The organism is Marinobacterium sedimentorum, assembly GCF_024267675.1.
In the GTDB taxonomy this organism is placed as follows: Bacteria; Pseudomonadota; Gammaproteobacteria; order Pseudomonadales; family Balneatricaceae; genus Marinobacterium_A; species Marinobacterium_A sedimentorum.
Window position 1 is genome coordinate 39251 of the sequence record NZ_JALDYX010000027.1, and the last position, 26010, is coordinate 65260.

Here is a 26010-nt window from a genome sequence, read left to right on the forward strand (position 1 = left end):
GAATGATATGGGATTAAGAGGAGAGGCCGCGATCGTTGGAGCGGCACAGTACAAGCCGGAAAAATACGCCACCGCACCGCAGATGTTTCATCTGGAGCAGGTCGCCGATCTGGCGGCCCGGGCGCTGGAGGATGCCGGCCTCAAGGCCAGTGACCTGGATGGCCTGGTGATCAACGGGCCGCAGTTTCACGAAGCCTCGGTGTTCGTGCCGGCCATGGCCGCCGAGTACCTGGGCATTGAGGTGAACTTTGCCGAGGTCGTCGACCTGGGCGGCTGCACCTCGGTGGGCATGATCTGGCGCGCCGCGGCGGCCATCGAACTGGGCCTGTGCGAGGCGGTGCTGTGCGTGATTCCGATGCGCATGGCACCCTTTGCCCCGAACGAAGACCCGGCCTGGATGGCGCAGGCCATGCGCTTTGGTGGCCACAGTACCGCCTTCGGGGCACCGGAAGCCGAGTTCGATCTGCCCTACGGCCATCTGGGCCAGAACACCGGCTATGCCATGATCGCCCAGCGCTACGCGGCGCAGTATGGCTACGATCAGGCGGCGATGGCGAAGATCGCCGTCGATCAGCGCACCAATGCGCAGTACAACCCCGAGGCGATGTTCTGCGGCAAGCCGCTGAGTATCGAGGATGTGCTGGGCAGCAAGATGGTGGCGGACCCGCTGCATGTACTGGAGATCGTCATGCCGGTGGCCGGTGGCGCGGCGGTGATCGTGACCTCGAAAGAGGTGGCGGCGCGCAGCAGGAACCGCCCGGCCTTCGTCAAGGGCTTCGGCGAGCGGCTGTCGTTCAAGTCGCCGTCCTATGCCAAGGACATGACGGTAACGCCGCTGGCGGAAGCCGCCAGGCGAGCCTTCGCCATGGCCGGCGTCAAGCCCGGCGACATGGACGCGGCACAGATCTACGACTGCTACACCATCACAGTGCTGCTGTCGCTGGAGGATGCCGGTTTCTGCCCCAAGGGCGAGGGGATGCGCTTCGTGCGCGAAAACGACCTGACCTGGAAGGGCAACTTTCCGCTCAACACCCATGGCGGCCAGCTCAGTTTCGGGCAGTCCGGCAGTGCCGGCGGCATGTCGCAGGTGATCGAGGCCTTTGATCAGATTGCCGGCAATGCGGGCGCGCGTCAGCTTAAGCGGTGTGACCAGGTGTTCGTCTCCGGTACCGGCGGCGTGATGAGTGAACAGGGCGCATTGATTCTGCAGGGGGGCTAAGCATGGCAAGTCTGAAACCGATGCCAGTGATGACCGAGATTTCCAGGCCCTTCTGGCAGGGCCTTAACGACGGCGAGATCCGTATCCAGCAGTGCAACCAGTGCGAGGGCTGGGTGTTTTTCCCGCGCCGCCACTGCAGTCACTGCCTGGCGCATGATCTGGCGTGGCGCAAGGTCGACGGCAGGGGCACGCTGTACAGCTATACCCTGACCCGCATCCCGACGCTGCCGGAGTTTGCCGACGAGATGCCGCAGGCGCTGGCCGTGGTCGAGCTGGAGCAGGGCGTGCGCATCAACAGCACGCTGGTGGGGCTTGACGAAGACGAGATCCGAGTCGGCATGGCCGTGAAGGCGGTGCTCGATCGGGTCGATGCCAGGGGCAATACCCTGCTGCGCTTTACCGGGGCCGACAAGGCGCTGGAGTCCCTGCCCTATGTCGACCCGCTGGCTGAACTGCCGCGCAACGACAAGGGCCAGGTGCAGGTGCCTGTGACAAATCCGGCGGCGCTGCAGGCGCTGGTCAGTGATGAGTTTACCGGCTGGAGCGCGCCGATCGAGGTGAACCAGGCGCTGATCGACGCCTTCGCCGAGCTGTCCGGCGACGACTACTGGATCCACACGGATCCCGAACGCGCCGCCAAAGAGAGTCCCTTCGGTAGCACCATTGCGCACGGATCGCTGGTGCAGGTGCTGCAGTCGCGGCTCAACTTCGCGCTGCCGTTCGACATCACGGGCTTCTCGACCATGGTCAATTACGGCTCCGACCGGCTGCGCTTTCCGGCACCGGTTCCGGCCGGGTCCCGCATTCACGCCAGGGCGCGGGTCAAGTCGGTGCAGCAGTCCCGCAAGGGCACAGTGCTGACGCTGGAGGTCAATATCCACGTGCTAGGCAGTGAGCGCCCGTCGGTCATCAACGACCTGGTTATCCTGTACCGCTGATACGCACCTTTTTACATTTATATGCACCCTTCGTCGCCTCCAGCACTCGCTTGAGGCGGCTTTTTTTGTGTGCGGGAACATTGTGGGAGCCCGGTCTCCGGGCGAATTGAGGTCGGCATGGCATTATTCGCCCACAGAGTGGGCTCCTACAGGTGGTTAACGGACATATCTATCGCGCTCAGTGCGGACGCCATTGTGCGGGTGCCGACCTTCAAGGTTAAAGCCAGCACATCCTGTACATAATCGGGGGGTCGGCAGTCCCTGCCTCACCCCTTTGGGTCTGATCGGAACATAATCCCGGTGCTCGCCGGCTGCTGAGGGGATTGAGGCCGTTCTGATGTTTTGGTGGCGATTTTTCCGCACGACTGCCAGCCACTGATAACCTTTCGAGGGTGTTCGCTGATAAGCCTCCGGCTTTGCCGGAGGTTATTTCACTTGCTACCGGTCAGTAACCGGCTGTGGTATCCACAACCCCCTGCAGCGTTTCTCCCTCCAGCCAGCGATGTAGATTGGCAAAGAAGGCATGCAGCATTCGTTCATGGCTGAGTGGCGCATTCCATGAGGTGTGAGGGCTCAGCTTGACACGTGGGTGCGTATAGAGCCAATGCTCCCGCGGGAGTGGTTCCGGATTCACAACATCCAAAGACGCCCTGGCAATCTGTCCTTTATCAAGCACCTCCAGCAACGCAATATGGTCAATCAATATTGCACGGGAAATGTTGACCAGGTGGCTGCCTGCCTTCATCTCAGATAAACGACGAGCATCGAGTAGCCCTGCGCTCTGCGCAGTTGCCGGCAGTGCAAGAACCAGATGATCTGCCCTGGGAATCAGATCATCTATATTCTCCAGTAACTCCACCCCTGGCATACAGGATGGGCGGAAGCTGCGTACCGTAGCCAAAACCTTCATATCGAACGCCAGTGCACGCTTGGCAATGGCCTGGCCAATCTCGCCAAACCCGATGATTCCAAGAGTCTTGCCTTCAAGTGAGTCGAAATCGGCCATAAACCACTGTGCTGGAGGCTTATCAATCCAGCTACCCGGTAATCGCTTGGCATGTGCCAGGATCATCGCCATTACCCACTCGGCAATGGGGGGCGCTGTTGCCCCTTTGGAGCAGGTAACCAACCTCCCGGCCAACAGCTCCATTGGGTAGTCATCAACCCCGGTACCCAGAATATGTATCCACTGAAGCTGCGGGGACACCTCAAGCAAGCGCGCCAGTTGTTCACTGCCGCCCGGCGTGGCCAGCACCACGTCTACCGGGCCAATGTGTTCCAGTGGAGTATCTGGAGTGAGGATTACTACATCTGCCTGTGGCGCAACCTCGAGAATGCCATCCAGGAGAGTGGGTAGCTCGAATTGCAGTGCGATGCGCATCCGTTATTCCTCCAGCAATACCCGGCCCAATTGATGATCACCTTTAATGGTTGTGCGATTGATCCGCCGACGGACCCCAACCGGGGTTCCTGTGGCACAGTGCATCGCGCGCCAGTTATCCCATAACACCAGGTCACCAGGCTGCCACTGATGGAAGTAGTGGAACCCTGGATCACGGGTATGTGCTACAAGACGTTCCAAAAGCTCAATAGACTCATCGTTGGAGAGCCCCGCTTTATAGGGGGTAGATATGCGGTCAAGAAACTGTTCTACAACGCCCAGCACCTTGGCCCCCGTTACCGGGTGGGTCATGGCCGCGGGATAGACCGACTCTGGAAAGTCGGGGAATCTAACATCAGAGGGCTTTTTGGGGCTGTAAGGCCCAGGCTCATACCCTACCAGATCGACATAGCGCATATGGCGGCGCTGCATGCTGAATGCGTAGACAACTTCGATTTTGTCCAACAGTGTTTTGGTGTCTTCATCTAGCGCATCATATGCTTTGGCGAGATCCCCAAAGCCCGTCAAGCCACCTTCACCGGCTACCTCAACAGCGGTCAACACTGCGCCATGGTTGGGCTTGCCCGTATAGTGCAAATCGAAGTGCCAATCGAGACGACCAACAACCGTTTCGCCTTTGTAGGACGCAGTCATCGGTTTATCCTTTTCGCCCCCGCTTTCCACCTCAAACAATTCCGGATTAGCCGCCGAAACTGTTGCTTTAAGCGGATGCATCTCTAGCGGGCCAAAGATCCGGCTGAACTCAATCTGGCGCTCAGGCGTGACGTCCTGATTGCGCAATAGCACTACCCCGTGCTCATACCAAATCGAACGCAGCTGTTCTTTCAGTTCATCGGTATAGGGCTGGCAAATATCAAACCCCAGTAGTTCTACACCAATATTTTCAAGTGGCTTAATAGTAAGTGACATGCCTGGTTGCTCCTGATCAGTTCAGTACCGTTGGGTCACGTCGAAGTTCACGACGCGCCATCGCTTCCCACAGGAACGGGAATCCATTCGGATCAGGCAGACCCACCTGGTTGACAACCTCATCGGCAAGCGGCTGCGCCCCTCCGGCCAAACGCACTTCATAAGCTCTGCGGCAACGCCATTCCAGGGTTGCTGCACGTAGATGGGCCTGACGGAGGTCACGGCCAAGAACCAGCGCACCGTGATGGGCCAATAGCGCCCATTTTGCATCACCAATGCTTTCCACTGCTGTTAGGCTGGCACCTTCATCCTCGAAAGTACCCAGGTATTCGTTATAAATCGGTAACTCTAATCCACAATAGGCACCCGCCTGATCATAGATGGGAGGAATCTCCTGCAGGTTGGCCCAGATGCCACTCCATTTCGGGTGGTTGTGTATGACTACATTGACGTCTGGGCGAGCTTCATGAAGTTGTAGGTGGAGGCCTATCGCAGGCGTGGTGTTCCAGTCGCTATCGAGGATATTGCCCTTTTCATCCAGCGTAATGATGTCACTAGCGGTCACTTCATCCCAGGTTAGTTCCCAGGGGTTTGTCAGGATGGTTCCATCGGGCTGGCGCACAGTGATGTGTCCGGCAATATGATCATTCCATCCTTCGGCAAACAACATGCGACACATTAGTGCGACTTGAGCTTTTGGGGTTATTTCTGGGAGCAGCGCTCTGCTGCCTGGGCGAGGTGCAAACTTTGATAACATTTCAACATTGACGTAGTCAGTCTTCAACACGATTTTAATCCTTATTTTGCTGCAGTGTTGAGTCATGGTACCTCTGCCGAATAGTGATGAATTGGATAATGAGGCCAATAAACAGGCCTATACGGACAACTTGGTGGTTAAAAAAGAGGGCACTTCGAAAACCTCGCCGGTTGGCATAGGGATCAGTCCGATGGAATAAATCTTTATTCAGAATGGAATTAAAGTAAGGAATTAAATCGACTCCCATTGCTGTGACTGGCTCGGTTTCTCGATTTGGCGTCAATTACGGGGTTATCTAGCAGCCTGTCGGACTTACCACTGATCTACTGCAAAAAAGCCGATTTTGGTCATTTTTCGTCCTCTTTTTTGTTAAATAGAACCATTATTTGCCTCAAAATAGCTCAAAAACTGCCTCAAAACGGACTTTCCCTCGCTACGATCGGCCAAGTCCGATAGGCTGCTGGGGGCCCCAGAGTTTGGTGCGAAAATCAGTGGGTGTAAGCCCCGTCCATTTTTTGAATGCCTTAAGAAATCCAGAATGATCAGAATAGCCTAGCTGCAATGCAACTTGCGTAACCGATAGGGTAGGATCACTCAATACCCGGCTGGCATGAATCTCTCTAATCTGATCAATCAGCTGCTGATACTGCCATCCCTCGGACTGTAGCTTGCGGTGAAGTGTACGAGTGCTGCAGCACAGCGCCTGCGCTGCATCCGTCATATCAGGTGGGTTGGCAGGATCTTTGACTATTAACTGCCATAGTCGCCAGGCTACATTCCCCCCCTGGCGAGCAATGCTCTTCTCTTCACACACGGACGCATAGAGTCGTGCACTTTGAGGGCTGGCATTGGGAAGAGGTTGGTCGAGTATTGCTGCATCAAAAAATAACTGAATCACGGGTGTGTCAAATTGCATCGGGCAGTTAAATATTGCTCGATAGTCTTCTACATGGGGTGGCTCGGGATAGTCGCAACGCAATTGTGTCACTGGCAGTGGTTGGCCAAGAACCCATCGCGCGGTAGTCATGATATTGCTGAGCAGGTCTTCAACTGCCAGCAGCCTGAGCTCCTCCAGGTCTTCTTTTACGCTGACCTGATAACAGCCCTGACCGTCAATTTCACTGAAGGTTGTAATAATCGCATTGCCGGAAAAACGGCCGGGATAATTCTGGTACTTCAGGCCCTTCTCAGTGGCCTCTCGCAAGGTTGCGCAGCTCATTATCAGGTAAGCCAATTGATCATAGGTGGCTAGTGATCGTTGATACCCAAGTTTAAGCCCAAGCCCGCTTTCACCCGTCAACTGCAGCGCATCCGATAAGAGCGCTCTATGAGTTGCACCACTAATCGAAATATCGAGACGTTCAAGATCGGTCAGTTGGTGGATTCTGGACAATGATTCTATATCGACTCCCTTTCTAGCGAGAAAGTCGAGTAGCCAGATGATATAGCGGCTATCGGTATTGATTGGATGTACTCCATTCAAAAAATAATAGAGAACGTAAAACTAAGCGATGCAGCAGACACTAAGGAAAGCCAGCTACATTTAATGATGAAAGCAACCGAAACAATCAAGCTGGTGTGGCCTTCATAAATTCTCTTAGTATTTATTGAATATAATTGCTCGCCCGGTCAGAAAGGGCATCGTCCAAACGGACCATATGGTCATTCCGAATATGTACTCAATACGATCTATGCCACTGGCGCAAGGTTAACCCTGTGGGTTAATAGATGAAGCAGGGGTGCTCATCCCTGGTCTTTCGTTGAAACGAAGTACCCATGTGAGCGTCATCTCTTCTCCCCCCAGGAAGGCCAGGAAGGCCAGGAAGTGCAGCAAATGCAGCAAGTGCAGCAAGTGCAGCAAGTGCAGGTACCTGCGTCCCCGGTGCCAGTTGGAATCTAGGTTGGATGCAGCCCCGAAGGGGCGTAACCCAGCAATGAACCGCCGATTGATGGGTTCCCCGTCTCTTTCCCCGATTCTGTTTAGTCTCAATGGACGATGAGGTGCTGGCCGCCCGTTCCCATAATGGCTGTTAAAGAACAAGCCCCGGGAGGGATGTGATGATCGATATTCGTGAGTTGGGCTACTTTGTGGCCCAGGCCGAAAGCCTCGAGGAATGGCGGCACTATGCCGAGCAGGTGCTGGGGATGATGACCTCGAGCGCCCCGGATGGCGGTCTGTACATCAAGATGGATGAGCGCCCCTTCCGCATGCTCGTCGTCGAGGGCCCGGACAGCCGTTACCTGGCGTCGGGCTGGGAACTGGCCTCGGAAGAGGCCTTCGCCGCCGCCACCGCCGACCTGGATCAGCGTGGCATCGCCTGGGAGCAGGGCGATGCTGCGCTGTGTGATCAGCGCGGCGTGCAGGCGCTGGCCATGGTCAAGGACCCGTCCGGCAACCGTCACGAACTCTACTGGGGACATCGTTCCGACTGCCAGCCCTTTGTGTCACCCCAGGGCGTGCCGCGTTTTGTCACCGGCACCATGGGGCTGGGTCACACCGTGCTGCCAGCACCGAATTTCGATGAAACCCGCACCTTCCTGAAAGATGTACTGGGTTTTGGTCTGTCCGATGCCTTCAATCACCGCCCGGCCCCAGACGCAGATCCGCTGCGCATCCACTTCATGCACTGCAACAACCCGCGCCACCACAGCCTGGCGATCGCCGAGTTTCCGGTGTCGACCGGCTGCGTGCATGTGATGGTCGAGGTTGACTCCATGACCGAGGTGGGCCGTGCCCATGACCGTCACCAGGCGCAGGGCATCAAGCTGTCGGCGACCCTGGGCCAGCACCTGAACGATGAGATGACCTCGTTCTACATGAAGACCCCGTCGGGCTTTGATCTTGAATACGGCTACGGCGGTTTGCAACTGGACTGGGAACAGCACAGCGCCTTCGAATTCACCCGTGTCAGCCTCTGGGGGCATGACTTTTCGGTTGGCCAGCCACAAGGAGCAAACGATGAATAAGCAGATCACGGCCGCCGAGGCGGTCGCACAGTTGCGCGATGGCATGACCATCGGCTTTGGCGGCTGGGGCCCGCGCCGCAAACCCATGGCCATCGTGCGCGAAATTCTGCGCAGCGACGTGAAAGACCTGACGCTGGTGTCCTATGGCGGCCCAGAGGTCGGCATGCTCTGTGCGGCCGGCAAGGTGAAAAAGCTGGTGTTCGGCTTCGCCACCCTGGATGCGATCCCGCTCGAGCCCTGGTTCCGCAAGGTGCGTCAGGCCGGCGAGATCGAAGTCATGGAGCTGGATGAGGGCATGTTCCAGTGGGGCCTGCGCGCCGCCGGCATGCGCATGCCGTTTTTGCCGACCCGCTGTGGTCTGGCAACCGATGTAATCCGCCACAACAACCTCAAGACCATTCGCTCGCCCTACGACGATGGCGAAGAGCTGCTGGCCATGCCGGCGCTGAATCTGGATCTGGCCTTTGTGCACGTCAATGTCGCCGATCAGCTGGGCAATAGCCTGATCACCGGTACCGATCCCTATTTCGATCACCTTTTTGCCCGTGCGGCCAAGCGCTGCATCCTGTCCGCCGAACAGGTGGTGGAGCGTCTGCAGCTGGATGCCGACAGTGCCCGTGACAATACCTTTGAGCGCTACCTGGTGCAGGGCGTGGTTCACGCCCCCCTGGGTGCGCACCCGACGACCTGCGCGCCTGCTTATGGCTGGGACATGCAGCACCTCAAACGCTATGTCGACAGCGCCAGCCAGGACGGCGGCTGGGACATCTACATGAACGAGTTCATCCGTTCCGGCGAAGCAGGTTACCAGGCCGCCAACGGCGGCGCTGATGCGATGGGCAGCCTGCCGCTGCCGACATTTTAAGGAGAGGCACAATGACGACCAACAGTGATTTTACGCTGGCCGAACTGATGATTGTGGCCGCTTCCGAAGCTTTCCGCGGCGATGGCGAAATCCTGGCCTCCGGCCTGGGCATCATCCCGCGCCTGGGCGCCAGCCTGGCCAAGATGACCCACGCTCCGGAACTGCTGATGACCGACAGCGAAACGCTGCTGGTGGAGGAGCCGATCCCGGTCGGCCCGCGCGGTGACTATGTACCCAAGTACTCAGGCTACATGTCCTTTGAGCGTGTATTCGAGTGTGTCTGGGGCGGCCGGCGTCACGCCATGATAGGCCCGACCCAGATCGACCGCTTTGGCCAGACCAACCTGTCCTGCATCGGCGACTACGACAAGCCCAAGGTGGCGATGCTGGGCGTGCGCGGCCTGCCCGGCAACAGCATCAACCATATCAATTCGCTGTTCGTGCCCGCGCACAACACGCGGGTATTCGTGGCAGGCGAGGTCGATATGGTCTCCGGCGTCGGCTACAACCCGGCGCGCTGGATCGAGCACATGCGCCAGGACCTGATGGAGATCCGCCACATCGTGACCAATCTCTGCGTGATGGATTTCGAAGGGCCGGAGCATGCCATCCGTGTGCGCTCGCTGCATCCGGGCGTGACCTTTGAGGAGGTGCAGGCCAGCACCGGCTTTGAGCTGCTGCAGGCACCGGATATGGGCGAGACCGCGCAGCCGACAGATGAGCAGCTGGCGCTGATTCGCAAGCTGGACCCGCACAACCTCCGTGCCCGTCAGCTCAAGGACAATCCGCCGGGCGTTCGCGCTGCGACCACCGGCCAGTAAACGGGAGCCTGTCATGACTGCAGCCAATCAACCGCAGGACTTTGTTCAGCGTGAAGACAAGGCGGTTTACGAGACCGACGCGCCGGTGCTGTACCGGGCCGAGGCCGGTATTGCCACCATCACCATGAACCGCCCGGGCTTCAACAACGCGCAGAACTCGCAGATGACCTACGCCCTGGATGATGCCTTTCGCCAGGCCGTGGACGATGACAGCGTCAAGGTGATTGTGCTGCGCGGTGAAGGCAAGCACTTCTCGGCCGGTCATGACATCGGCACGCCGGGGCGGGATATCAACAAGGAATTCAAGCGTCGCCAGCTGTGGTGGGATCACACCAACAAGCCCGGCGGCGAGTACCTCTACGCCCGTGAGCAGGAAGTGTATTTGGGCATGTGTCGGCGCTGGCGCGAGCTGCCCAAGCCGACCATTGCCATGGTGCAGGGCGCCTGTGTGGCCGGTGGTCTGATGCTGGCCTGGGTCTGCGATCTGATCGTCGCCAGCGATGATGCCTTCTTCCAGGATCCGGTGGTGCGCATGGGCATTCCGGGGGTGGAGTATTTTGCCCATCCCTTCGAGCTGAACCCGCGCGTGGCCAAGGAGTTCCTGTTCCTGGGAGATCGCATGAGTGCCCAGCGTGGCTACGAGATGGGCATGGTAAACCGTGTCGTGTCCCGCGAGGCCCTGGCCGACACCACTTACGAGATGGCGGCCAAGATTGCCCGCCAGCCGCGCATGGGCCTGGCGCTGACCAAGCAGGTCATCAATCACATTGAAGACCTGCAGGGCAAGCGCACCGGCATGGAAGCGGCCTTCGCCTGGCACCACTTCGCCCATGTGCACAATGAGCAGGTCTCCGGAGACCTGCTCGGCGGTTACGACGCCAAGGGGATGGCCCGGGCCAACAAGGCCGAGGCAAAAGACCGGGGAGAGCCGGCATGAGCCGCGTAAAAGCCCTGCTGCAGACCGAGCTGACCCGCCGGCTGGGCTGTCGCTACCCGATTGTGCAGACCGCCATGGGCTGGGTGTCGGATGCCAATCTGGTGATCGCCACCACCAAGGGCGGCGGCTTCGGCTTTCTGGCCGGCGCCACCATTGAGCCCGCCCAGCTGGAAGGCGAGATCCGCAAGGTGATCGATGCCACCGGCGGCAGCAACTTTGGCCTGAACTTTCACATGTTCCAGGAAAATGCGCTGCAGTGCGTCGAGCTGGCGATCCAGTACCGGCTCAAAGCCGTGAGCTATGGCCGCGGCCCCGACCAGGAAACCATTGGCCGGCTCAAGGCCGCCAAGGTGCTCTGTATCCCCACGGTAGGTGCGCTCAAGCACGCGATCAAGGCGGTGGAGCTGGGCGCGGACATGATCACGATTCAGGGTAGTGAGGGCGGCGGCCATACCGGCGCCGTGCCCACCAGCATCCTGCTGCCCCAGGTGCTGGATGGCGTGGATGTGCCGGTCATCGCGGCCGGCGGCTATTCCACCGGCCGTGGCCTGGCTGCAGCACTGGCCGCCGGTGCCTGCGGCATCGCCATGGGCACCCGCTTCATGATGACCACCGACTCACCAACGCCGGAGCAGACCCTGGCGCGCTACCTGGCGGTGCAGGATACCCAGAAGATCCGCGTGACCACGGCGGTGGACGGCATGCGCCACCGCATGGTCGAGAACGTCTTCATTCGCAAGCTCGAGGGCGCGAGCCCGATGCGCAAGCTGTGGATCGCGCTCAGCAGCGCGCGCCAGTGGAAGCGCGAGACCGGCATGACCTTCGGCCACATGCTGAAGGTGTTTTTCAGGGCGGTGAAGGAGGACCCGGCGCAGATGTCGCAGGTGGTGATGTCGGCCAACCAGCCGGTGCTGCTGCAGCGCTCCATGGTCCAGGGGATTCCGGACGAGGGCATTCTGCCCAGCGGTCAGGTGGCCGCCGCAATCAATGAATTAGTCAGTGCACCGCAGCTGATCGCAACGATCGCCGGTGACGCTGAAAACTGTCTGGAGGCACTGTGCAGCCGTATCGCCTGTGCGCAGACACTGGAGGAGGCATCCTGATATGAGCAGAGCCCATTCGATACAGATAGAAAACGGCATCGCCGAACTGGTGATCGACAAAGCCCCGGTCAACGCCCTCGATAGCCGTGAGTGGTTCGAGCTGGCGCAGGGCATCGATGCCCTGGGCAGTAATCCGGATGTTCGTGTCGTCGTGATCCGCGCCCAGGGGCGGGGTTTCTGCGCCGGCGTGGATATCAAGGAGCTGGATCAGCATCCCGAGCGCATCATCGAGGTCAACGCCGGCAACTACGCCACCTTCAAGGCGGTACACCGCTGTGCCGTACCGGTGATCGTGGCCGTGCACGGCTATGTGCTCGGCGGTGGTATCGGTATCACCGGGGCGGCTGACATAGTGCTGGCCTCCGACTGCGCCACCTTTGCCCTGCCGGAGGTGGACCGCGGCGCCATGGGCGGGGGCGCTCACCTGCAGCGCCTGTTCCCGGTACAGAAGGTGCGCCACATGTTCTTCACCGGCGAAACGGTGACTGCGCTCCAGGCGGATCGCTATGGCTTTATCGAACGCATCCTTCCCAAGGCGCAGCTGCGCGAAGCGGCACTGGAGATTGCCGCCAAAATCGCGGCCAAGAGCCCGGCCATGATCCGAATTGCCAAGGAGGCGCTGAACGGCATCGAGGATGGCAATCTGGAAGACAAGTACCGCTGGGAGCAGGGTTTCACGCTGCAGGCCTACACCAGTCCGGACTCGGCCGAAACCCGCCGGGCCTTTGTCGAAAAACGTGACGCAACCTTCTGAGGCGCGATATGGATCTGACCTATACCCCCCGACAGCAAGCCTTTCGTGCCGAAGTGCGGGCCTGGCTGGCGGCCAATCTGCCGGCTGAAAAGCTGGCCAGTTACGACACCCGCGAAGGCTTCGAGCAGCACCGCGAGTGGGAGCGCAAGCTGTTTGATGCGCGCCTGTCGATGGTGATGTGGCCCCAGGAACTGGGCGGTCGCGGCTGCGACCTGACCGAGTGGCTGATTTTTGAAGAGGAATACTACGCCGCCGATGCGCCTATGCGTGTCAACCAGAATGGCCAGCTGCTGCTGGGCCCCACGCTGATGGAATTTGGCACCGAGGCGCAGAAAAAGCGCTTTCTGCCGCGCATGGCGGCCAGTGACGACATGTGGGCCCAGGGCTGGTCCGAACCCAACGCCGGCTCCGACATGGCCGCCGTCTCCAGCAAGGCGATCCGTGACGGGGATCACTATGTAATCAACGGCCAGAAGACCTGGTCCACCCGTGCCAGCTTCGCCGACTGGGTGTTCGGGCTGTTCCGCAGCGATCCCGGCTCCAGCCGTCATCACGGTCTGTCCTACCTGCTGGTGCCGCTGGATGCCGAGGGCGTAACCATTCGTCCGATCAAGGCCCTGAACGGCAAGGATGCCTTTGCCGAGATCTTTTTCGACGACGTGCGGGTGCCGGTGGAGAACCGCATCGGCGACGAGGGGCAGGGCTGGAAGGTGGCGATGGCGACGGCCGGTTTTGAGCGTGGCCTGCTGCTGCGCTCACCGGCCCGTTTCCAGCAGCCGGTACGCAAGCTGATCGAGCTGTACAAGGCGCATCAGACCGAGGCGGATCGTGATCCCGGCATCCGTGATGCGGTGCTGGAAGCCTGGGCCGGCGCCGAGGCCTATGCGCTGTCCGCCTACCACACCGTGGGACGCATCGCCCGCGGCGACAAGATTGGTGCCGAGTCCAGCATCAACAAGATTGTCTGGTCGGAGCTGGATCTGAAAATCCATGAAACCGCCATGCGGATTCTGGGCGCGCGCGGCGAGCTGCTGGCCGGTGCGCCGCAGAGCGGCGATGCCGACGGCTGGCTGGAGGGCTTCCTGTTTGCCCAGGCCGGCCCGATTTACGCCGGCGCCAACGAGATTCAACGCAACATAATCGCTGAGCGCATGCTCGGCCTGCCAAAAGCCTGAGGTTCGCCATGGATTTCACTTTTACTGATGACGAGCTCAGCTTCCGGGAAGCGATCAGCCGCTTCCTCATGACCGAGGCCGCGCCCGAAACGCTGCGCGAAATCTGGGAAACCGACTCCGGCCGCTCGCCGGACCTGCGCCACAAGATCGCCGAGCAGGGGCTCACGGCGCTGTCGATCCCCGAAGAGGCCGGTGGCCTGGGGATGGGGGATGTGGCCTGGTCGCTGATGACCCAGGAGCTGGGCTACTACGGCATTCCCGATTCCCTGGCCGATACCGCCTATGTCAGCGCCGGCCTGATCAGTGCGCTGCCAGACAGCGTGAGCGACCGCCAGGGCTGGCTGGAGCAGATCGCCGAGGGCAGTCTGCGCATCGCCATCGGTCATCCGGTCAATCCGCTGGTGGCCGATGCTCACCTGGCGGATTTCACGCTGCTCAATCACGCCGGCGAGATTCACGCCGTGCCGCGCTCGCTGATCGATGTCGAGCACAACCCCAGCATCGACTCGTCACGCCGCCTGTGCCGCGTGATGTGGGAACCGGGCAGCGCGACCCGTATTGCCGATGCCGCTACCGGTCAGCCGATCTGGGATCAGGCACTGAACCGCGGTGCGCTGTCGGTGGCGGGGCAGCTGCTGGGGCTGGCGCAGCGGATGCTGGATCTGTCGGTCGATTATGCCGCCCAGCGCAAGCAGTTCGGCAAACCGATTGGCAGCTTCCAGGCCGTGAAACATCATCTGGCCGATGTGGCCGGAAAAATCGAATTCGCCAAGCCCGTGCTCTACCGCGCGGCCTACTCGCTGCAGCACGGCGATGTCGATGCTCCGCTGCATGTGTCGCTGGCGCACCAGGCCTGCGCTGAGGCCGCGCATCTGGCGGCCCGCCATGGCATCCAGGTACACGGCGCCATGGGGTACACCTGGGAGGTGGACCTGCAGATGTTCATGAAGCGCAGCTGGGCACTGGAATCCGCCTGGGGTGGTCGTATTTTCCACAAGGCCCGCATCAGTGCGGCGGTATTGAGCGATGGTGCCGCCCTGGGCCCCGGTCATGTATTCGGGAGGTCGTGATGGCTGAAGCTTATATAGTCGATGCCCTGCGCACGCCCACCGGGCGGCGCAAGGGCGGTTTGTCCCATGTGCATGCCATCGACCTGGGAGCGCACGCGCTCAGGGCGCTGGTGGAACGTAACGTCATACCGGCCGACGAGTACGACGATGTGATTTTCGGCTGTGTCGATACCATCGGCTCCCAGGCCGGCGATATCGCCCGCACCAGCTGGCTGGCGGCCGGTTTGCCGCTGAATGTGGCCGGCACTACGGTGGACCGCCAGTGCGGTTCCTCGCAGCAGGCGCTGCACTTCGCGGCCCAGGCGGTGATGAGCGGTACCCAGGATGTGATCGCCGTCGGCGGCGTGCAGACCATGACCCAGATCCCCATTGCCTCGGCGATGCTGGCTGGTCAGCCGCTGGGCTTCAGCGATCCCTTCTCCGGCAGCAAGGGCTGGCAGGCGCGCTTTGGCGATGCGCCGGTGAACCAGTTCTATGCCGCCCAGCGCATTGCCGATCACTGGGGTATCAGCCGCGCCGATATGGAGGTCTTCGCGCTGGAAAGTCACCGCCGTGCACTGGCGGCGATCGAGGCCGGCTACTTCGAGCGCGAGATCGTGTCGCTGGAAGGCGTCAGCCGCGATGAAACCCCGCGTCAGACCACGCTGGCAAAGATGGCGGAGCTGGAGCCGGTGGCACCGGAGTACCCGTCCATCACGGCCGCCGTGTCGAGCCAGACCTGCGATGCCTCGGCCGCCATGCTGGTGGTGTCCGAAGCCGCGCTCAAACGTTACAAGCTGAGGCCGCGCGCGCGTATTCACCATATCAGCGTCTGCGGCGACGACCCCATCTGGCACCTGCGGGCGCCGATTCCGGCCACCGCTGCGGCGCTGAAAAAGGCCGGCATGCACCTCGATGAGATCGACCTGGTCGAGATCAACGAGGCCTTCGCCTCGGTGGTCATGGCCTGGCAGCGGGAAACCGGCTACAGCCCTGATCGCATTAACGTCAATGGCGGCGCCATCGCCCTGGGGCATCCGCTGGGTGCGACCGGCGTGCGCCTGATGACCGGGCTGCTGCATGAACTGGAGCGCCGTCAGGGCCGCTTCGGCCTGCAGACCATGTGCGAAGGTGGCGGCCAGGCCAACGTGACGATTATCGAGCGGCTGGGCTAAAGCCGAATCGTACCGGTGTGAGTTCTGTGCAACGGGCACATTCGAGCCGAATTCATGGCCTGCGCCGCCGGTGCGGGTCATTGCAAGTTTAGGGGGAAACTATGTCTATTTTACAAGGTCGAGTGGCCATTATTACCGGTGCTGGCGGCGGTCTGGGCGCGGCCCACGCAAAAGTGTTTGCGGCACAAGGCTGTGCCGTGGTCGTCAACGATATCAATGCAGCTGCGGCGCAAGCCGTCGTGGATGACATCACTGCGGCAGGCGGCCAGGCGGTGGTCAACACCTCCGATATCACACACTACCAAGACAGCGCCCGGGCGGTGCAACAGGCCATCGATACCTTTGGTGACCTGCATGTGGTGCTGAACAATGCCGGCGTCAATCGCGACCGCATGTTTGCCTCCATGACCGAAGCGGACTGGGACAGCATCATGGCGGTCCATCTGAAAGGCCACTTCTGCATCAGCTCCCACGCCGTGCAGTACTGGCGTGACCAGTCCAAAGCCGGCAAGGCGGTCAATGCCCGCATTATCAACACTACTTCCGGTGCCGGTTTGCAGGGCTCCATCGGCCAGTCCAACTATGCCGCCGCCAAGGCCGGTATTGCTGCGCTGACCCTGAACCAGGCGGCAGAACTGGGCCGTTACGGCATTACCGCCAACGCGGTGGCGCCAGCAGCGCGCACCGGCATGACTACGGCGGTGGAATCGATGGCGACCCGCATGGCCAAACCCAACGATGGCAGCTTTGATTACTGGGCGCCGGAAAATGTCTCCGCTGTGCTGGCCTGGCTGGCGACGGAGGAGGCCGGGGACGTGACCGGCAAGGTGTTTGAATCGGAAGGCGGAAAAATCTCCATCTGTGACGGTTGGCGCTCGACTCAGGGCGTCGACAAGGGCGCAGCCTGGAAGCCCGAAGACGTCGGGGATGCGGTATACAAATTGATTGCACAAGCCGTACCGGCACAGAAAGTCTGGGGCAGCTGAGGAGCACGATTGTGAGTAATAGCATGAGCAAGATTCCCGCATACGTTGAAGGTCATGGCCTGCTCAAGGGCAAGTCGGTTCTTATTACCGCTGCCGCCGGTGCCGGTATCGGCTTTTCCGCCGCCCGCCGTGCCGCCGAAGAGGGCTGTCGGGCGCTGATGATTTCCGATATCCATCCGCGCCGACTGGAAGAGGCGGTGGCGGCGCTGAAACAGCAAACCGGGCTGGATGAGATCTACGGTCAGCTGTGCAACGTCACCAAAGAAGAGGAGGTGCAGGCACTGGTTGCTGCGGCCGAAGCGCAGCTGGGCGGAGTCGATGTGCTGATCAACAACGCAGGCCTTGGCGGCCAGAAAAAGATCGTCGACATGAGCGACGACGAATGGCACCGGGTACTGGACATCACCCTGACCGGCACCTTTCGCATGACCCGCGCCATGCTGGTGCACATGCAGGCCCGCGGTCGCGGCACCATCGTCAACAACGCCTCGGTGCTGGGCTGGCGCGCGCAGAAGGAACAGGCGCACTACGCCGCGGCCAAGGCCGGTGTGATGGCGCTGACCCGCTGCAGTGCGCTGGAAGCGGCCGAGCATGGCGTGCGCATCAATGCGGTATCGCCGTCGATCGCCCTGCACGACTTCCTGAAAAAGGCCTCCAGTGAAGAGCTGCTGGCGCAGTTGTCCAGCCGTGAAGCCTTTGGCCGTGCCGCCGAGGTCTGGGAAGTGGCCAACGTAATGATGTTCCTGGCCAGTGATTACGCCTCCTACATGACCGGCGAAGTCGTCTCGGTCTCATCGCAGCAAGCCTGAGGACACTGTTATGGCTAATGACATCACTGTGACCGGGGTCAGTAGCGCTGGCCGTGACGCCAGCAACTATGTTCCTCCCTTTAGCATGACCGGCGAAGTCGTCTCGGTCAGTTCCCAGCAGGCTTAAGGAGATCGAGATGGCGAACCAAACCTTTGCCAGTGCCCAGGCACTGCTGGCGGCGCAGGGCATGGACCTGGGCTTTACCGACTGGCTGGAGATCACCCAGCAGCGGATCGATCTTTTTGCCGAGGCCACCGGTGATCACCAGTGGATTCACGTTGATCCGGTACGCGCAGCCGAGGGCCCCTTCGGTCGCTGCATTGCGCACGGTTTTCTGACCTTGTCGCTGGCCAACTTGTTCCTGCCCCAGCTCATGGAGGTTCAGAACCTGGAGATGGCCGTCAACTACGGTTGCGACAAGGTGCGCTTCCCGGCGGCGGTGCCGGTGGGTTGCCGCATCCGCGGTCGTGGCGAAGTGCTTTATGTTGAAACGATCAAGCAGGCGGTGCAGGCCACCGTGCGCGTCACCGTCGAGATTGAGGGTAGCGAGCGCCCTGGCTGCGTGATCGATACCATCAGCCGTTACATCTTCAGTCCGGCACAGTGAGGAGAACTAAATGAGCGAAGCAGTCATAGTATCCACCGCGCGTACCGCGCTGACCAAGTCGTTCCGCGGCGCTTTCAATGATACTGAAGCGCCGGTACTGGGCGGTCATGTGGTCCGTGCCGTAGTCGAGCGTGCCGGTATCGAGCCGGAGGCCGTCGAAGACGTGATCATGGGCGCCGCAGTGCAGCAGGGCACCCAGGCCTACAACATCGGCCGCCTGTGCGCCTATACCGGCGGTCTGCCAGATTCGGTGCCGGGCATGGCGCTGGATCGCATGTGCGCGTCCGGCCTGATGACTATAGGCGTGGCCGCCAAGAGCATTCTGGCCGGCGAGATGAAGATTGCCGTGGCCGGTGGCGTCGAGTCGCTGTCGCTGACCCAGACCAGGCACAAGAACAGCTACCGGGCACAGTCGGATGCGGTCAAGGAAGTGGCTCCCAGTGCCTACATTCCGATGATCGAAACCGCCGAACTGGTGGCGGAGCGTTACGGCATCAGCCGCGAAGCGCAGGACCGCTATGCGTTGCAGAGTCAGCAGCGTACCGCCGCCGCGCAGGAAGCGGGTCTGTTCGACGACGAGATCGTGCCGCTAACCGCGCAGCAGCTGCTGTTCGATGCCGACCGCAAGCCGGCCGGTCACAAAGAGGTCGTCGCCAACCGTGACGAGTGCAATCGTCCGCAGACGACCTATGAAAGCCTGGCGAGCCTTGCGCCGGTGTGGAAGGACGGTCAGTGGATTAGCGAAGGCAAGCACGTTACCGCCGGTAATGCGTCCCAGTTTTCCGACGGTGCGGCTGCCACCCTGCTGATGAGCCGTGAAGAGGCGGACCGTCGTGGTATAGCGCCACTGGGGATTTATAAAGGTATTGCCGTAGCGGGCTGCAAGCCCGAAGAAATGGGTATCGGACCCGTCTATGCCATTCCAAAACTGCTGGAACGTTTCAAGCTGCAGGTGAGTGATATCGGCCTGTGGGAAATCAACGAAGCCTTTGCCAGTCAGGTGCTTTACTGCCGCGATCAGCTCGGCATTCCCAATGACCGCCTGAACGTGAACGGCGGTGCTATCTCGATCGGTCATCCGTTCGGCATGTCCGGTGCGCGCATGGTCGGGCATGGGCTGATCGAAGGGCGTCGCCGCGGGGTGCAATATGTCGTGATCGCCATGTGTATTGGCGGTGGCATGGGCGCAGCCGGTTTGTTTGAAGTCTGCCCCTGATTCAGCTGGCAAGTGTTACCACTGAATGGCGGTGCGGTAACGGCCTGATTTTGGGGCCGTCATCTGCTGTCCTGTTCCAGACAATGAGGGGCTTATGCGTCGAACCCGGGAAGAGGCACAGCATACCCGTCTGCTGATTATGCAAAAGGGCCTGGAAGCCTTTGCCGAACAGGGTGTGTCCAGTTGCAGCCTGACGGAGATTGCGAGATCTGTTGGCTGCACGCGCGGTGCAATATATTGGCATTTTAAACACAAGTGGGATCTTTTCGAGGCTATTTGTGAACATTACTCCAGGCCCCTCAAGAGCCTCAGTGAGGCATGCCTCTCCGACGACGAGCATGATCCACTTGGAAAGCTCAGGCTGTTGCTGGTGCAGATGCTGATCAGCATTGAACAGGATCAGGGCTTCTGTCTGGTGATGATCATGTTCATGCGCGAGAGCTCAGGCCTGGCGCTGGGTGGCGCGCCTGAGCCGGTCAGCAGCTTTATACGCGAGCAGCATGACCGGCGTTTGGTGATGCTAAAAAATGCGATTCAACGGGGCCAGCTTCCTGCAAGTTTGGACCTGGAGTTCGCATCTTCCTTTATCAAGGCGGTGATGGACGGCTTCATCACCAGCTGGCTGCAGCGCTCGGAGAGTTTCTCTTTGTCCGGCAATGCTGAAATTCTTGTGGGCACATTAATTGCCAATCTTCAGTCGCTTAAGGGTTTTCCCAACAATACAGACCATGATGTGGAGTACCTATGAATCGTGAGTCGATGGAATTCGATGTGGTGATTGTAGGCGCGGGTCCTGCGGGTCTGTGCGCCGCCATTCGCCTGATGCAGCAGGCCCAGGACGCCGAACGCGAGCTGACGGTCTGTGTGGTGGAAAAAGGCTCAGAAGTCGGTGCCCATATACTGTCGGGCGCGGTGATCGAGCCCCGCGCCCTGGCTGAACTCTTTCCCGACTGGAAGGAGCGTGGGGCACCTCTGACCACCGCGGTCACCGAAGATCAGATCTACCTGCTGAAAGACGCCGAAAGCGCCCGCCGCATCCCCAATGCGCTGGCGCCCAGGACGATGCACAACGACGGCAACTACATTGCGAGTCTTGGCAACCTGTGCCGCTGGCTGGGCGAGCGCGCCGAGGAACTGGGTGTCGAGATCTTCCCGGGCTTTGCCGCCGCCGAAGTGCTTTATCACGAAGACGGCCCGCTCAAGGGCAGCGTGAAAGGCATCGCCACCGGCGACATGGGCATCGGCCATGATGGCCAGCCCAAGGACAGCTACATGCCGGGCATGGAGCTGCACGCCAAGTACAGCCTGTTCACCGAAGGCTGCCGCGGACACCTGGGCAAGCAGTTGATTGAAAAATTCGCGCTGGACAAGAACGCCGATCCGCAGCATTACGGCATTGGTATCAAGGAGCTGTGGGACATCGACCCGGCCAGGCACCAGCCGGGCCTGGTGCTGCACGGCGCCGGCTGGCCGTTGACAGGCAAGGCCCACAAAGGCACCAACGGCGGCTTCTTCCTGTACCATGCCGAGAACAACCAGGTGGTGGTCGGGCTGATCATCGACCTGAATTACAGCAATCCCTGGCTGAGCCCGTTCGACGAGTTCCAGCGCATGAAGCATCATCCGCTGTTTGCCCAGACCCTGGCAGGCGGCAAGCGCGTTTCCTATGGCGCCCGCGCCATTGCCAAGGGCGGCTTCAACTCGCTGCCCAAAATGACCATGCCGGGCGCCATGCTGCTCGGCTGTGATGCTGGCACCCTGAATTTCTCCAAGATCAAGGGCACCCACACGGCGATGAAATCCGGCATGCTGGCAGCAGAATCCGTGTTCAAGGCGATCGCCAAGGGTGACGAGGGCGGCAAGGATCTCAGGGACTTTACCGATTCGTTCAAGGCCTCCTGGCTCTACGACGACCTGTTCCGCAGCCGCAACTTTGGCCCGGCGATGCACAGGTTCGGTACCCTTTTAGGCGGAGCTTTCAACTACATCGACCAGAACCTGTGTGGCGGCAAACTGCCTGTTACGCTGCACGATACCCGCGCTGACTATGCCCAGCTGACCCCGGCGGCGCAGAGCCAGAAAATCGACTATCCCAAGCCCGATGGCAAGCTGAGTTTTGACAAGCTGTCGTCGGTGTTCCTGTCCAACACCAACCACGAAGAAGACCAGCCCAGTCATCTGCAGCTGAAGGATGCCAGCATCCCCATTGGCACCAACCTGCCCACCTGGGCCGAGCCTGCGCAGCGCTTCTGCCCGGCGGGGGTCTATGAAGTGGTGGAAGAGGCGAGCGGCCCGCGTTTCCAGATCAACGCCCAGAACTGCGTCCATTGCAAAACCTGCGACATTAAGGATCCGTCCCAGAACATTACCTGGGTCACCCCCGAAGGCGGTGGCGGTCCGACTTACCCGAATATGTAAATAAGGTGCGAGGTGCGAGGGTGAAAATGTGAGGCGGAACAGTTAACAGCATTACAGGAAGAAGCCCCGCCGTTGCGGGGTTTTTCTGTTTGAGCGATAGGAGGCAGGGCAGGCCCTGGCCCCGCATTTCGACGCCATGCCCGGAGACAGTGGATCGTTGGGCTATGCTCATAGAGGCTGGAATCTTCTCCGGCTTGATCGCAGTTACTTACTCCTTAGGGTATGTAACTGCAGGGCTTCCAAGGGTGTCCAGCGCTGTCCCGGTTACCCTCGTTTGCCCACATTGGTAGTCCATTCGAGTCTCGCCGCGCAGGCTTTCAGGGGCCGCAGTTGTTCGACATCGATCGCGAGGAGTGAATCCATAGTTGCAGCTCTTTCAAACGTTGAATGCAGACTCCATGATTAACAAGGTGTCCGGAATTTGTTGACCACTACAGATCCCCGCGATCAGGTGATGGCGATCAGTAATAAGGCCAGCTTTTTCATATTTCCTCCTGAGGCGCATGCATGACTCAACACCTGCCGCCTCACTAGAGGCTCCGGCATCGGGAAATGATGTTCATGCAGGCTATAGATTTCTTCCTGGATTGTGGATTCGAATGACGATTAGACAACTCCTGCTCTTACAGATAACCAATCATGCCATCTTCTTCAGCGCCTATTCGTCATTGAACGGGATGGCGGGGTCAAAAAGTGGAGCACCTTTCACTTGTTGCTGTGTCATATCAACATAAATTTTAGAGGTACCCCAACTCACCTCTTTAATCGAGTTCGGCGCGATCAAAACCTGATGACCCAGCCACCAATTACTGGTGTTAATAATCAAATAACGAATAGCCCAGGTGTCGGTGTCTATCAACATACCTTGCAAGTGGCCCAGGTCACCGTCCGTTGCCTCAAGGTGATAACCCATCACGGCAAGACTACTACGGAGATGACGGTCTTGATTGCGGTGTCGGATAGCATCCGCGTCTGCAAACATATCCGGCACATCAATACCTTCATCTGGCTGTGGAGCCACACTAGAGTAGCCCGGCGCAATCATATACGGGCTAGAATAACCACCCCAGAGGCCAGTATTACCCCAATAAGGTGGATAACCGTAATATCCGAGGTAATCCACTTCATGCTGCCGCGAAACTGACTTTTGGGTGTCAATGTCAGGGCTGTTTTTTACCTGTTCTCTGGAGATAGAGACGGTGAGTGTCTTACCTTCGAGATTTACATGTTTTATTGAGATTGGTGAAAGCAATACTTTTTTGCTGGCCAGCCAATGGCCCGTTTCAACCACCAAATAACGAATCACCCACTGCTTGTCGTCAAAATAAAATTCTTTGGTTGCTCCAATATCGCCATCAGCGGCATGAATGGCAAAGCCTTCTAAATCTTTCAGCGTATGTAACATGATGTATTTACTCTTCAGATAAAAGAAAACGCAGACAACAAATCATTGCCGCGCAAATAGAACAAACTTAGATTAGCTTGCACGCTATTTCTTATTCGTTCCGTTCGTTGCGGTCGTGGCCATCAGCGCTGAGCCGGTTCCGTCCCGGACAAGCGCAGGCCGGACGTCTTCTAGCGATGGTCGTGCAACCGCCCGAGCATGCTGTCCAGCAGACGCGCCAGCTTTTGCGCGGCGCCTTGCACCGCCTGCTCCAGCGTCGCGGCGTGGTCCGTCACCGCCACCGGCTGCCGGCCTTCGAGACGAGCCTCCAGCATGCAGCGCTGGTCGTGCTGCCCGCTCTTGTCGCCGTTCTCGTCACTCAGATGAACTTCTACCCGGGTGACATGTTCGCTGAAGCGCTCCAGCGCCTGCTCGACCGTGGCGGCCACCTGCGCAGCAAGCGCCTCGGTGCCGTCGATGTGGACGTCGGTGTTGAGTTGGATCTTCATGGGCTTCTCCTGTGGGGTCTTGGGACGCACGCGGGTTCAGTGACGAAAGCTCGCCGCCACCCCGGTACGAGAAGGCATGCGCTCGGCCGACAGAACGTGGACCTCGCCACCCAGCTTTTCGACCAGCGCGCCCAGGTCGTCGAGCACGTCGTCTACGCGCGGGTTGTCGAGTTCGGCAGGATCGATGCGCCCGGTCGCCCCGTCGATCCTTCCGGCCACCTGGCGCTCGGCCTCGATCAGCAGCGTCGCTACGCGGCCGGCCACTGCGGCATGGGCGACCTGCGACAGGTCCTCGCTGCCCAGCCCCTTGGCCGCAGCGGACAAATAGGCATCGCGCCATGCGGCCTGTTGTGCCGCCTGTTGCGGCGCTGCCACGTCCCAGGCGCGCTGCTGCAACTCGTCTTGTGTCAGGCGCTGGGGGTCGACCATCAGGCCGCTGGCCATCAGGAACGGGTTGTGGCTGACCTGGCGGAACAGGTGGTGGTGTTCGGGCAAGGCCGCCAGCATCAAGGGCAGGCCTGATGGGCGCGAGTGGTGCTCCAGCACGGCACGGTCCACCGCACGGAAGAAGCGTTCGGCGTCGCCGTCGATCTGGTCTTTCCGGCCGCCCTGGCCATGGTGCATGGCCATGTGGCCGCCGCCGGTGCCGCCATACGACGATACGGTGGTGTGCGGCTCGGTGCGTTCGTCGCCCAGTGCCTCGGTCATCGTCCGCGGCACGTCGGCCGCCAGCGCCACGGCATCGAGCGCGTTGCGATCACCGTCGAAGAGCTGCACCTGATGCAGGCTCAGGGCCAGCACCTGGTAGCGCCCGACCGACTGCAGCCATCGGCGCAGCGGCTTGGTGTGGAAGCTGTCGGCCACCACGGCCAATTCGGTCACCGGTCTCTGCAGCAGGAACACGCGGAACAGGCCCGGTGCGCCCAGCACGGCCAGGCCGTCCAGCGTGTGGTTCCAGAAGTCGTGGTCCTGCACCACGGCCTCAAACGGCTCGACCAGGGCCTGGACGGCATCGGCCGCGTGTTGCTGTCGCAGTGATGTCTCCATCGTCTTCACCAGATGGCGGAACCGGATCGGGTCTTGCTGGTTGTCTGGATGGCGTCGATGGGTCGGCTGGTAGAGCGACAGGCAGGGCCGCCCCTGGAACGACGCGAGTTCGGCCAGGCTGGCGGGGGTGAGTGTGTCGAGGGGGAGTGTGGTCTTCATGTTGCTTCCTCTTGTGATGCCTCTGGCCCGGCGGGCGGGGACGGGTTCGACTCCGCATGGACTGGTTAAACCGGTAGCACACCGGCAATGTCTGCAGCGACATCGGCATGCCACATGGTTCTTGACCAGGCCCGCAACCAGCAAGTCGTCCAGGGCAAGCGTACAGTCTGACCGGCTTGAGTGACCTCGTCTGTGCGGCTGCGCACGGTGCAGCAGGCACGGATCGCGACAATCAGAACGGATGATTCCCACGCATGCGACCCTCCCGCCCCGTACGCCGAGAAGCCGGTGCACGGACACGGCGCTCGGGTCCCACCGACCATGAATCCAGGCGGTCTGGCGCATGAGGAAGAGATGTTGGGCCGGACGAAGGTCGAGCGCGCAGGGGACCGCGTGGTGCGGCCGTTCCAGCCGTTTGCACAACGGCAGGCCTCCGGCGGCCTGGTGCTGCTGGGCTGCGCCATCGTGGCGCTTGCCTGGGCCAACTCGCCATGGGCATGGGCCTACGAGCAGATGCTGGGCGTTCCGCTGGGCATCATGGTCGGGCTCGTGCTCGGCAAATCGGTCGGCATCGGCCTGGCCAGCTGGCTGGCCGTGAAGACCGGGTTGGCCGCACTGCCCGAAGGGGCAACCTGGCGGCAGCTGATCGGCACCGCCTTCCTGGCCGGCATCGGCTTCACTATGGCGCTGTTCATCGGCGGCTTGGCGTTTGCCGACACGCACTTCGAGCGCGAAGCCCAACTGGCCGATCTTGATCGGTTCGTTGCTGGCCGCGGCGGTCGGTATCGCCATTGTGCTGACGT

At 60.3% G+C, this 26010-nt stretch carries 25 protein-coding genes; 18 read left to right on the forward strand and 7 right to left on the reverse strand.

Features of this window, described 5'->3' with window-relative positions; translation table 11 throughout:
• Positions 1 to 7: 7 nt before the first annotated feature.
• Positions 8 to 1219 (forward strand): thiolase family protein, encoded by a 1212-nt coding sequence (locus tag MRS74_RS18305; RefSeq protein ID WP_254581722.1) that lies wholly within the window; start codon positions 8 to 10, stop codon positions 1217 to 1219.
• Between the two features lie 2 nt (positions 1220 to 1221).
• Complete coding sequence (locus tag MRS74_RS18310; RefSeq protein ID WP_254581723.1) at positions 1222 to 2157, forward strand: bifunctional OB-fold nucleic acid binding domain-containing protein/MaoC family dehydratase; 936 nt, start codon at positions 1222 to 1224, stop codon at positions 2155 to 2157.
• A 445-nt stretch (positions 2158 to 2602) separates the two neighbouring features.
• Here the strand turns inward: MRS74_RS18310 and MRS74_RS18315 are convergent, their stop codons facing one another.
• The 4 genes from MRS74_RS18315 to MRS74_RS18330 all read right to left on the reverse strand — a co-directional run bounded on the left by MRS74_RS18315 (position 2603) and on the right by MRS74_RS18330 (position 6708).
• On the reverse strand, positions 2603 to 3538 hold the full coding sequence (locus MRS74_RS18315; RefSeq protein ID WP_254581724.1) for an NAD(P)-dependent oxidoreductase: 936 nt from the start codon (positions 3536 to 3538) through the stop codon (positions 2603 to 2605).
• Between the two features lie 3 nt (positions 3539 to 3541).
• On the reverse strand, positions 3542 to 4468 hold the full coding sequence (locus tag MRS74_RS18320; protein ID WP_254581725.1) for a TauD/TfdA dioxygenase family protein: 927 nt from the start codon (positions 4466 to 4468) through the stop codon (positions 3542 to 3544).
• Between the two features lie 16 nt (positions 4469 to 4484).
• Positions 4485 to 5255, reverse strand: a complete 771-nt coding sequence (locus MRS74_RS18325) for a class II aldolase/adducin family protein (RefSeq protein WP_254581726.1) — start codon at positions 5253 to 5255, stop codon at positions 4485 to 4487.
• 403 nt (positions 5256 to 5658) lie between these two features.
• Positions 5659 to 6708: an AraC family transcriptional regulator gene (locus MRS74_RS18330; protein ID WP_256558000.1), complete on the reverse strand. Its 1050-nt coding sequence runs from the start codon at positions 6706 to 6708 to the stop codon at positions 5659 to 5661.
• Between the two features lie 575 nt (positions 6709 to 7283).
• Between MRS74_RS18330 and MRS74_RS18335 the strand changes: the two genes are divergently transcribed.
• From MRS74_RS18335 to MRS74_RS18405, 15 genes are all read left to right on the forward strand, one after another.
• Positions 7284 to 8192, forward strand: coding sequence for a VOC family protein (locus MRS74_RS18335; RefSeq protein ID WP_254581728.1), 909 nt, complete (start codon positions 7284 to 7286; stop codon positions 8190 to 8192).
• Positions 8185 to 9057 carry a CoA transferase subunit A gene (locus MRS74_RS18340; protein ID WP_254581729.1) on the forward strand — a complete coding sequence of 291 codons (873 nt, stop codon included), beginning with the start codon at positions 8185 to 8187 and terminating at the stop codon, positions 9055 to 9057. The genes MRS74_RS18335 and MRS74_RS18340 overlap by 8 nt, the downstream gene beginning before the upstream one ends.
• A gap of 11 nt (positions 9058 to 9068) precedes the next feature.
• Entirely contained in the window at positions 9069 to 9878 is an 810-nt protein-coding gene (locus MRS74_RS18345) for a CoA-transferase subunit beta (RefSeq protein WP_254581730.1), read from the forward strand.
• A 13-nt stretch (positions 9879 to 9891) separates the two neighbouring features.
• A complete protein-coding gene (locus MRS74_RS18350; RefSeq protein WP_254581731.1) occupies positions 9892 to 10815 on the forward strand; it encodes an enoyl-CoA hydratase in 924 nt (307 codons plus the stop codon).
• Positions 10812 to 11918: an NAD(P)H-dependent flavin oxidoreductase gene (locus MRS74_RS18355; RefSeq protein WP_254581732.1), complete on the forward strand. Its 1107-nt coding sequence runs from the start codon at positions 10812 to 10814 to the stop codon at positions 11916 to 11918. The genes MRS74_RS18350 and MRS74_RS18355 overlap by 4 nt, the downstream gene beginning before the upstream one ends.
• Before the next feature lies 1 nt (position 11919).
• The gene (locus MRS74_RS18360) at positions 11920 to 12672 is read left to right on the forward strand and encodes an enoyl-CoA hydratase family protein (protein ID WP_254581733.1); all 753 of its coding nucleotides are present in this window, start codon (positions 11920 to 11922) and stop codon (positions 12670 to 12672) included.
• Between the two features lie 8 nt (positions 12673 to 12680).
• Positions 12681 to 13847 (forward strand): acyl-CoA dehydrogenase family protein, encoded by a 1167-nt coding sequence (locus MRS74_RS18365; RefSeq protein ID WP_254581734.1) that lies wholly within the window; start codon positions 12681 to 12683, stop codon positions 13845 to 13847.
• Between the two features lie 8 nt (positions 13848 to 13855).
• A complete protein-coding gene (locus MRS74_RS18370) occupies positions 13856 to 14917 on the forward strand; it encodes an acyl-CoA dehydrogenase family protein (protein WP_254581735.1) in 1062 nt (353 codons plus the stop codon).
• A complete protein-coding gene (locus MRS74_RS18375; RefSeq protein WP_254581736.1) occupies positions 14917 to 16071 on the forward strand; it encodes an acetyl-CoA C-acetyltransferase in 1155 nt (384 codons plus the stop codon). Before MRS74_RS18370 ends, MRS74_RS18375 begins: the two co-directional genes overlap by 1 nt.
• A gap of 101 nt (positions 16072 to 16172) precedes the next feature.
• Positions 16173 to 17057 (forward strand): SDR family oxidoreductase, encoded by an 885-nt coding sequence (locus MRS74_RS18380; RefSeq protein WP_254581737.1) that lies wholly within the window; start codon positions 16173 to 16175, stop codon positions 17055 to 17057.
• 23 nt (positions 17058 to 17080) lie between these two features.
• Positions 17081 to 17866, forward strand: a complete 786-nt coding sequence (locus MRS74_RS18385) for an SDR family oxidoreductase (RefSeq protein ID WP_254581738.1) — start codon at positions 17081 to 17083, stop codon at positions 17864 to 17866.
• Between the two features lie 137 nt (positions 17867 to 18003).
• Positions 18004 to 18474, forward strand: a complete 471-nt coding sequence (locus MRS74_RS18390; protein WP_254581739.1) for a MaoC family dehydratase — start codon at positions 18004 to 18006, stop codon at positions 18472 to 18474.
• A gap of 10 nt (positions 18475 to 18484) precedes the next feature.
• Positions 18485 to 19690, forward strand: coding sequence for an acetyl-CoA C-acyltransferase (locus tag MRS74_RS18395; RefSeq protein WP_254581740.1), 1206 nt, complete (start codon positions 18485 to 18487; stop codon positions 19688 to 19690).
• Between the two features lie 94 nt (positions 19691 to 19784).
• Positions 19785 to 20438, forward strand: coding sequence for a TetR family transcriptional regulator (locus MRS74_RS18400; RefSeq protein WP_254581741.1), 654 nt, complete (start codon positions 19785 to 19787; stop codon positions 20436 to 20438).
• Complete coding sequence (locus MRS74_RS18405) at positions 20435 to 22108, forward strand: electron transfer flavoprotein-ubiquinone oxidoreductase (RefSeq protein ID WP_254581742.1); 1674 nt, start codon at positions 20435 to 20437, stop codon at positions 22106 to 22108. The genes MRS74_RS18400 and MRS74_RS18405 overlap by 4 nt, the downstream gene beginning before the upstream one ends.
• Before the next feature lie 658 nt (positions 22109 to 22766).
• Here MRS74_RS18405 and MRS74_RS18410 read toward each other — a convergent pair.
• From MRS74_RS18410 to MRS74_RS18420, 3 genes are all read right to left on the reverse strand, one after another.
• Positions 22767 to 23513 carry a PRC-barrel domain-containing protein gene (locus MRS74_RS18410; protein ID WP_254581743.1) on the reverse strand — a complete coding sequence of 249 codons (747 nt, stop codon included), beginning with the start codon at positions 23511 to 23513 and terminating at the stop codon, positions 22767 to 22769.
• Positions 23514 to 23683: 170 nt separating this feature from the next.
• Positions 23684 to 24001, reverse strand: coding sequence for an HPF/RaiA family ribosome-associated protein (locus tag MRS74_RS18415; protein WP_254581744.1), 318 nt, complete (start codon positions 23999 to 24001; stop codon positions 23684 to 23686).
• Positions 24002 to 24037: 36 nt separating this feature from the next.
• Positions 24038 to 25207 (reverse strand): baeRF3 domain-containing protein, encoded by a 1170-nt coding sequence (locus tag MRS74_RS18420; protein WP_254581745.1) that lies wholly within the window; start codon positions 25205 to 25207, stop codon positions 24038 to 24040.
• A gap of 321 nt (positions 25208 to 25528) precedes the next feature.
• Here MRS74_RS18420 and MRS74_RS18425 point away from each other — a divergent pair.
• Positions 25529 to 26010: Na+/H+ antiporter NhaA (locus tag MRS74_RS18425; RefSeq protein ID WP_254581746.1), on the forward strand; the 482-nt coding region annotated here is incomplete at its 3' end.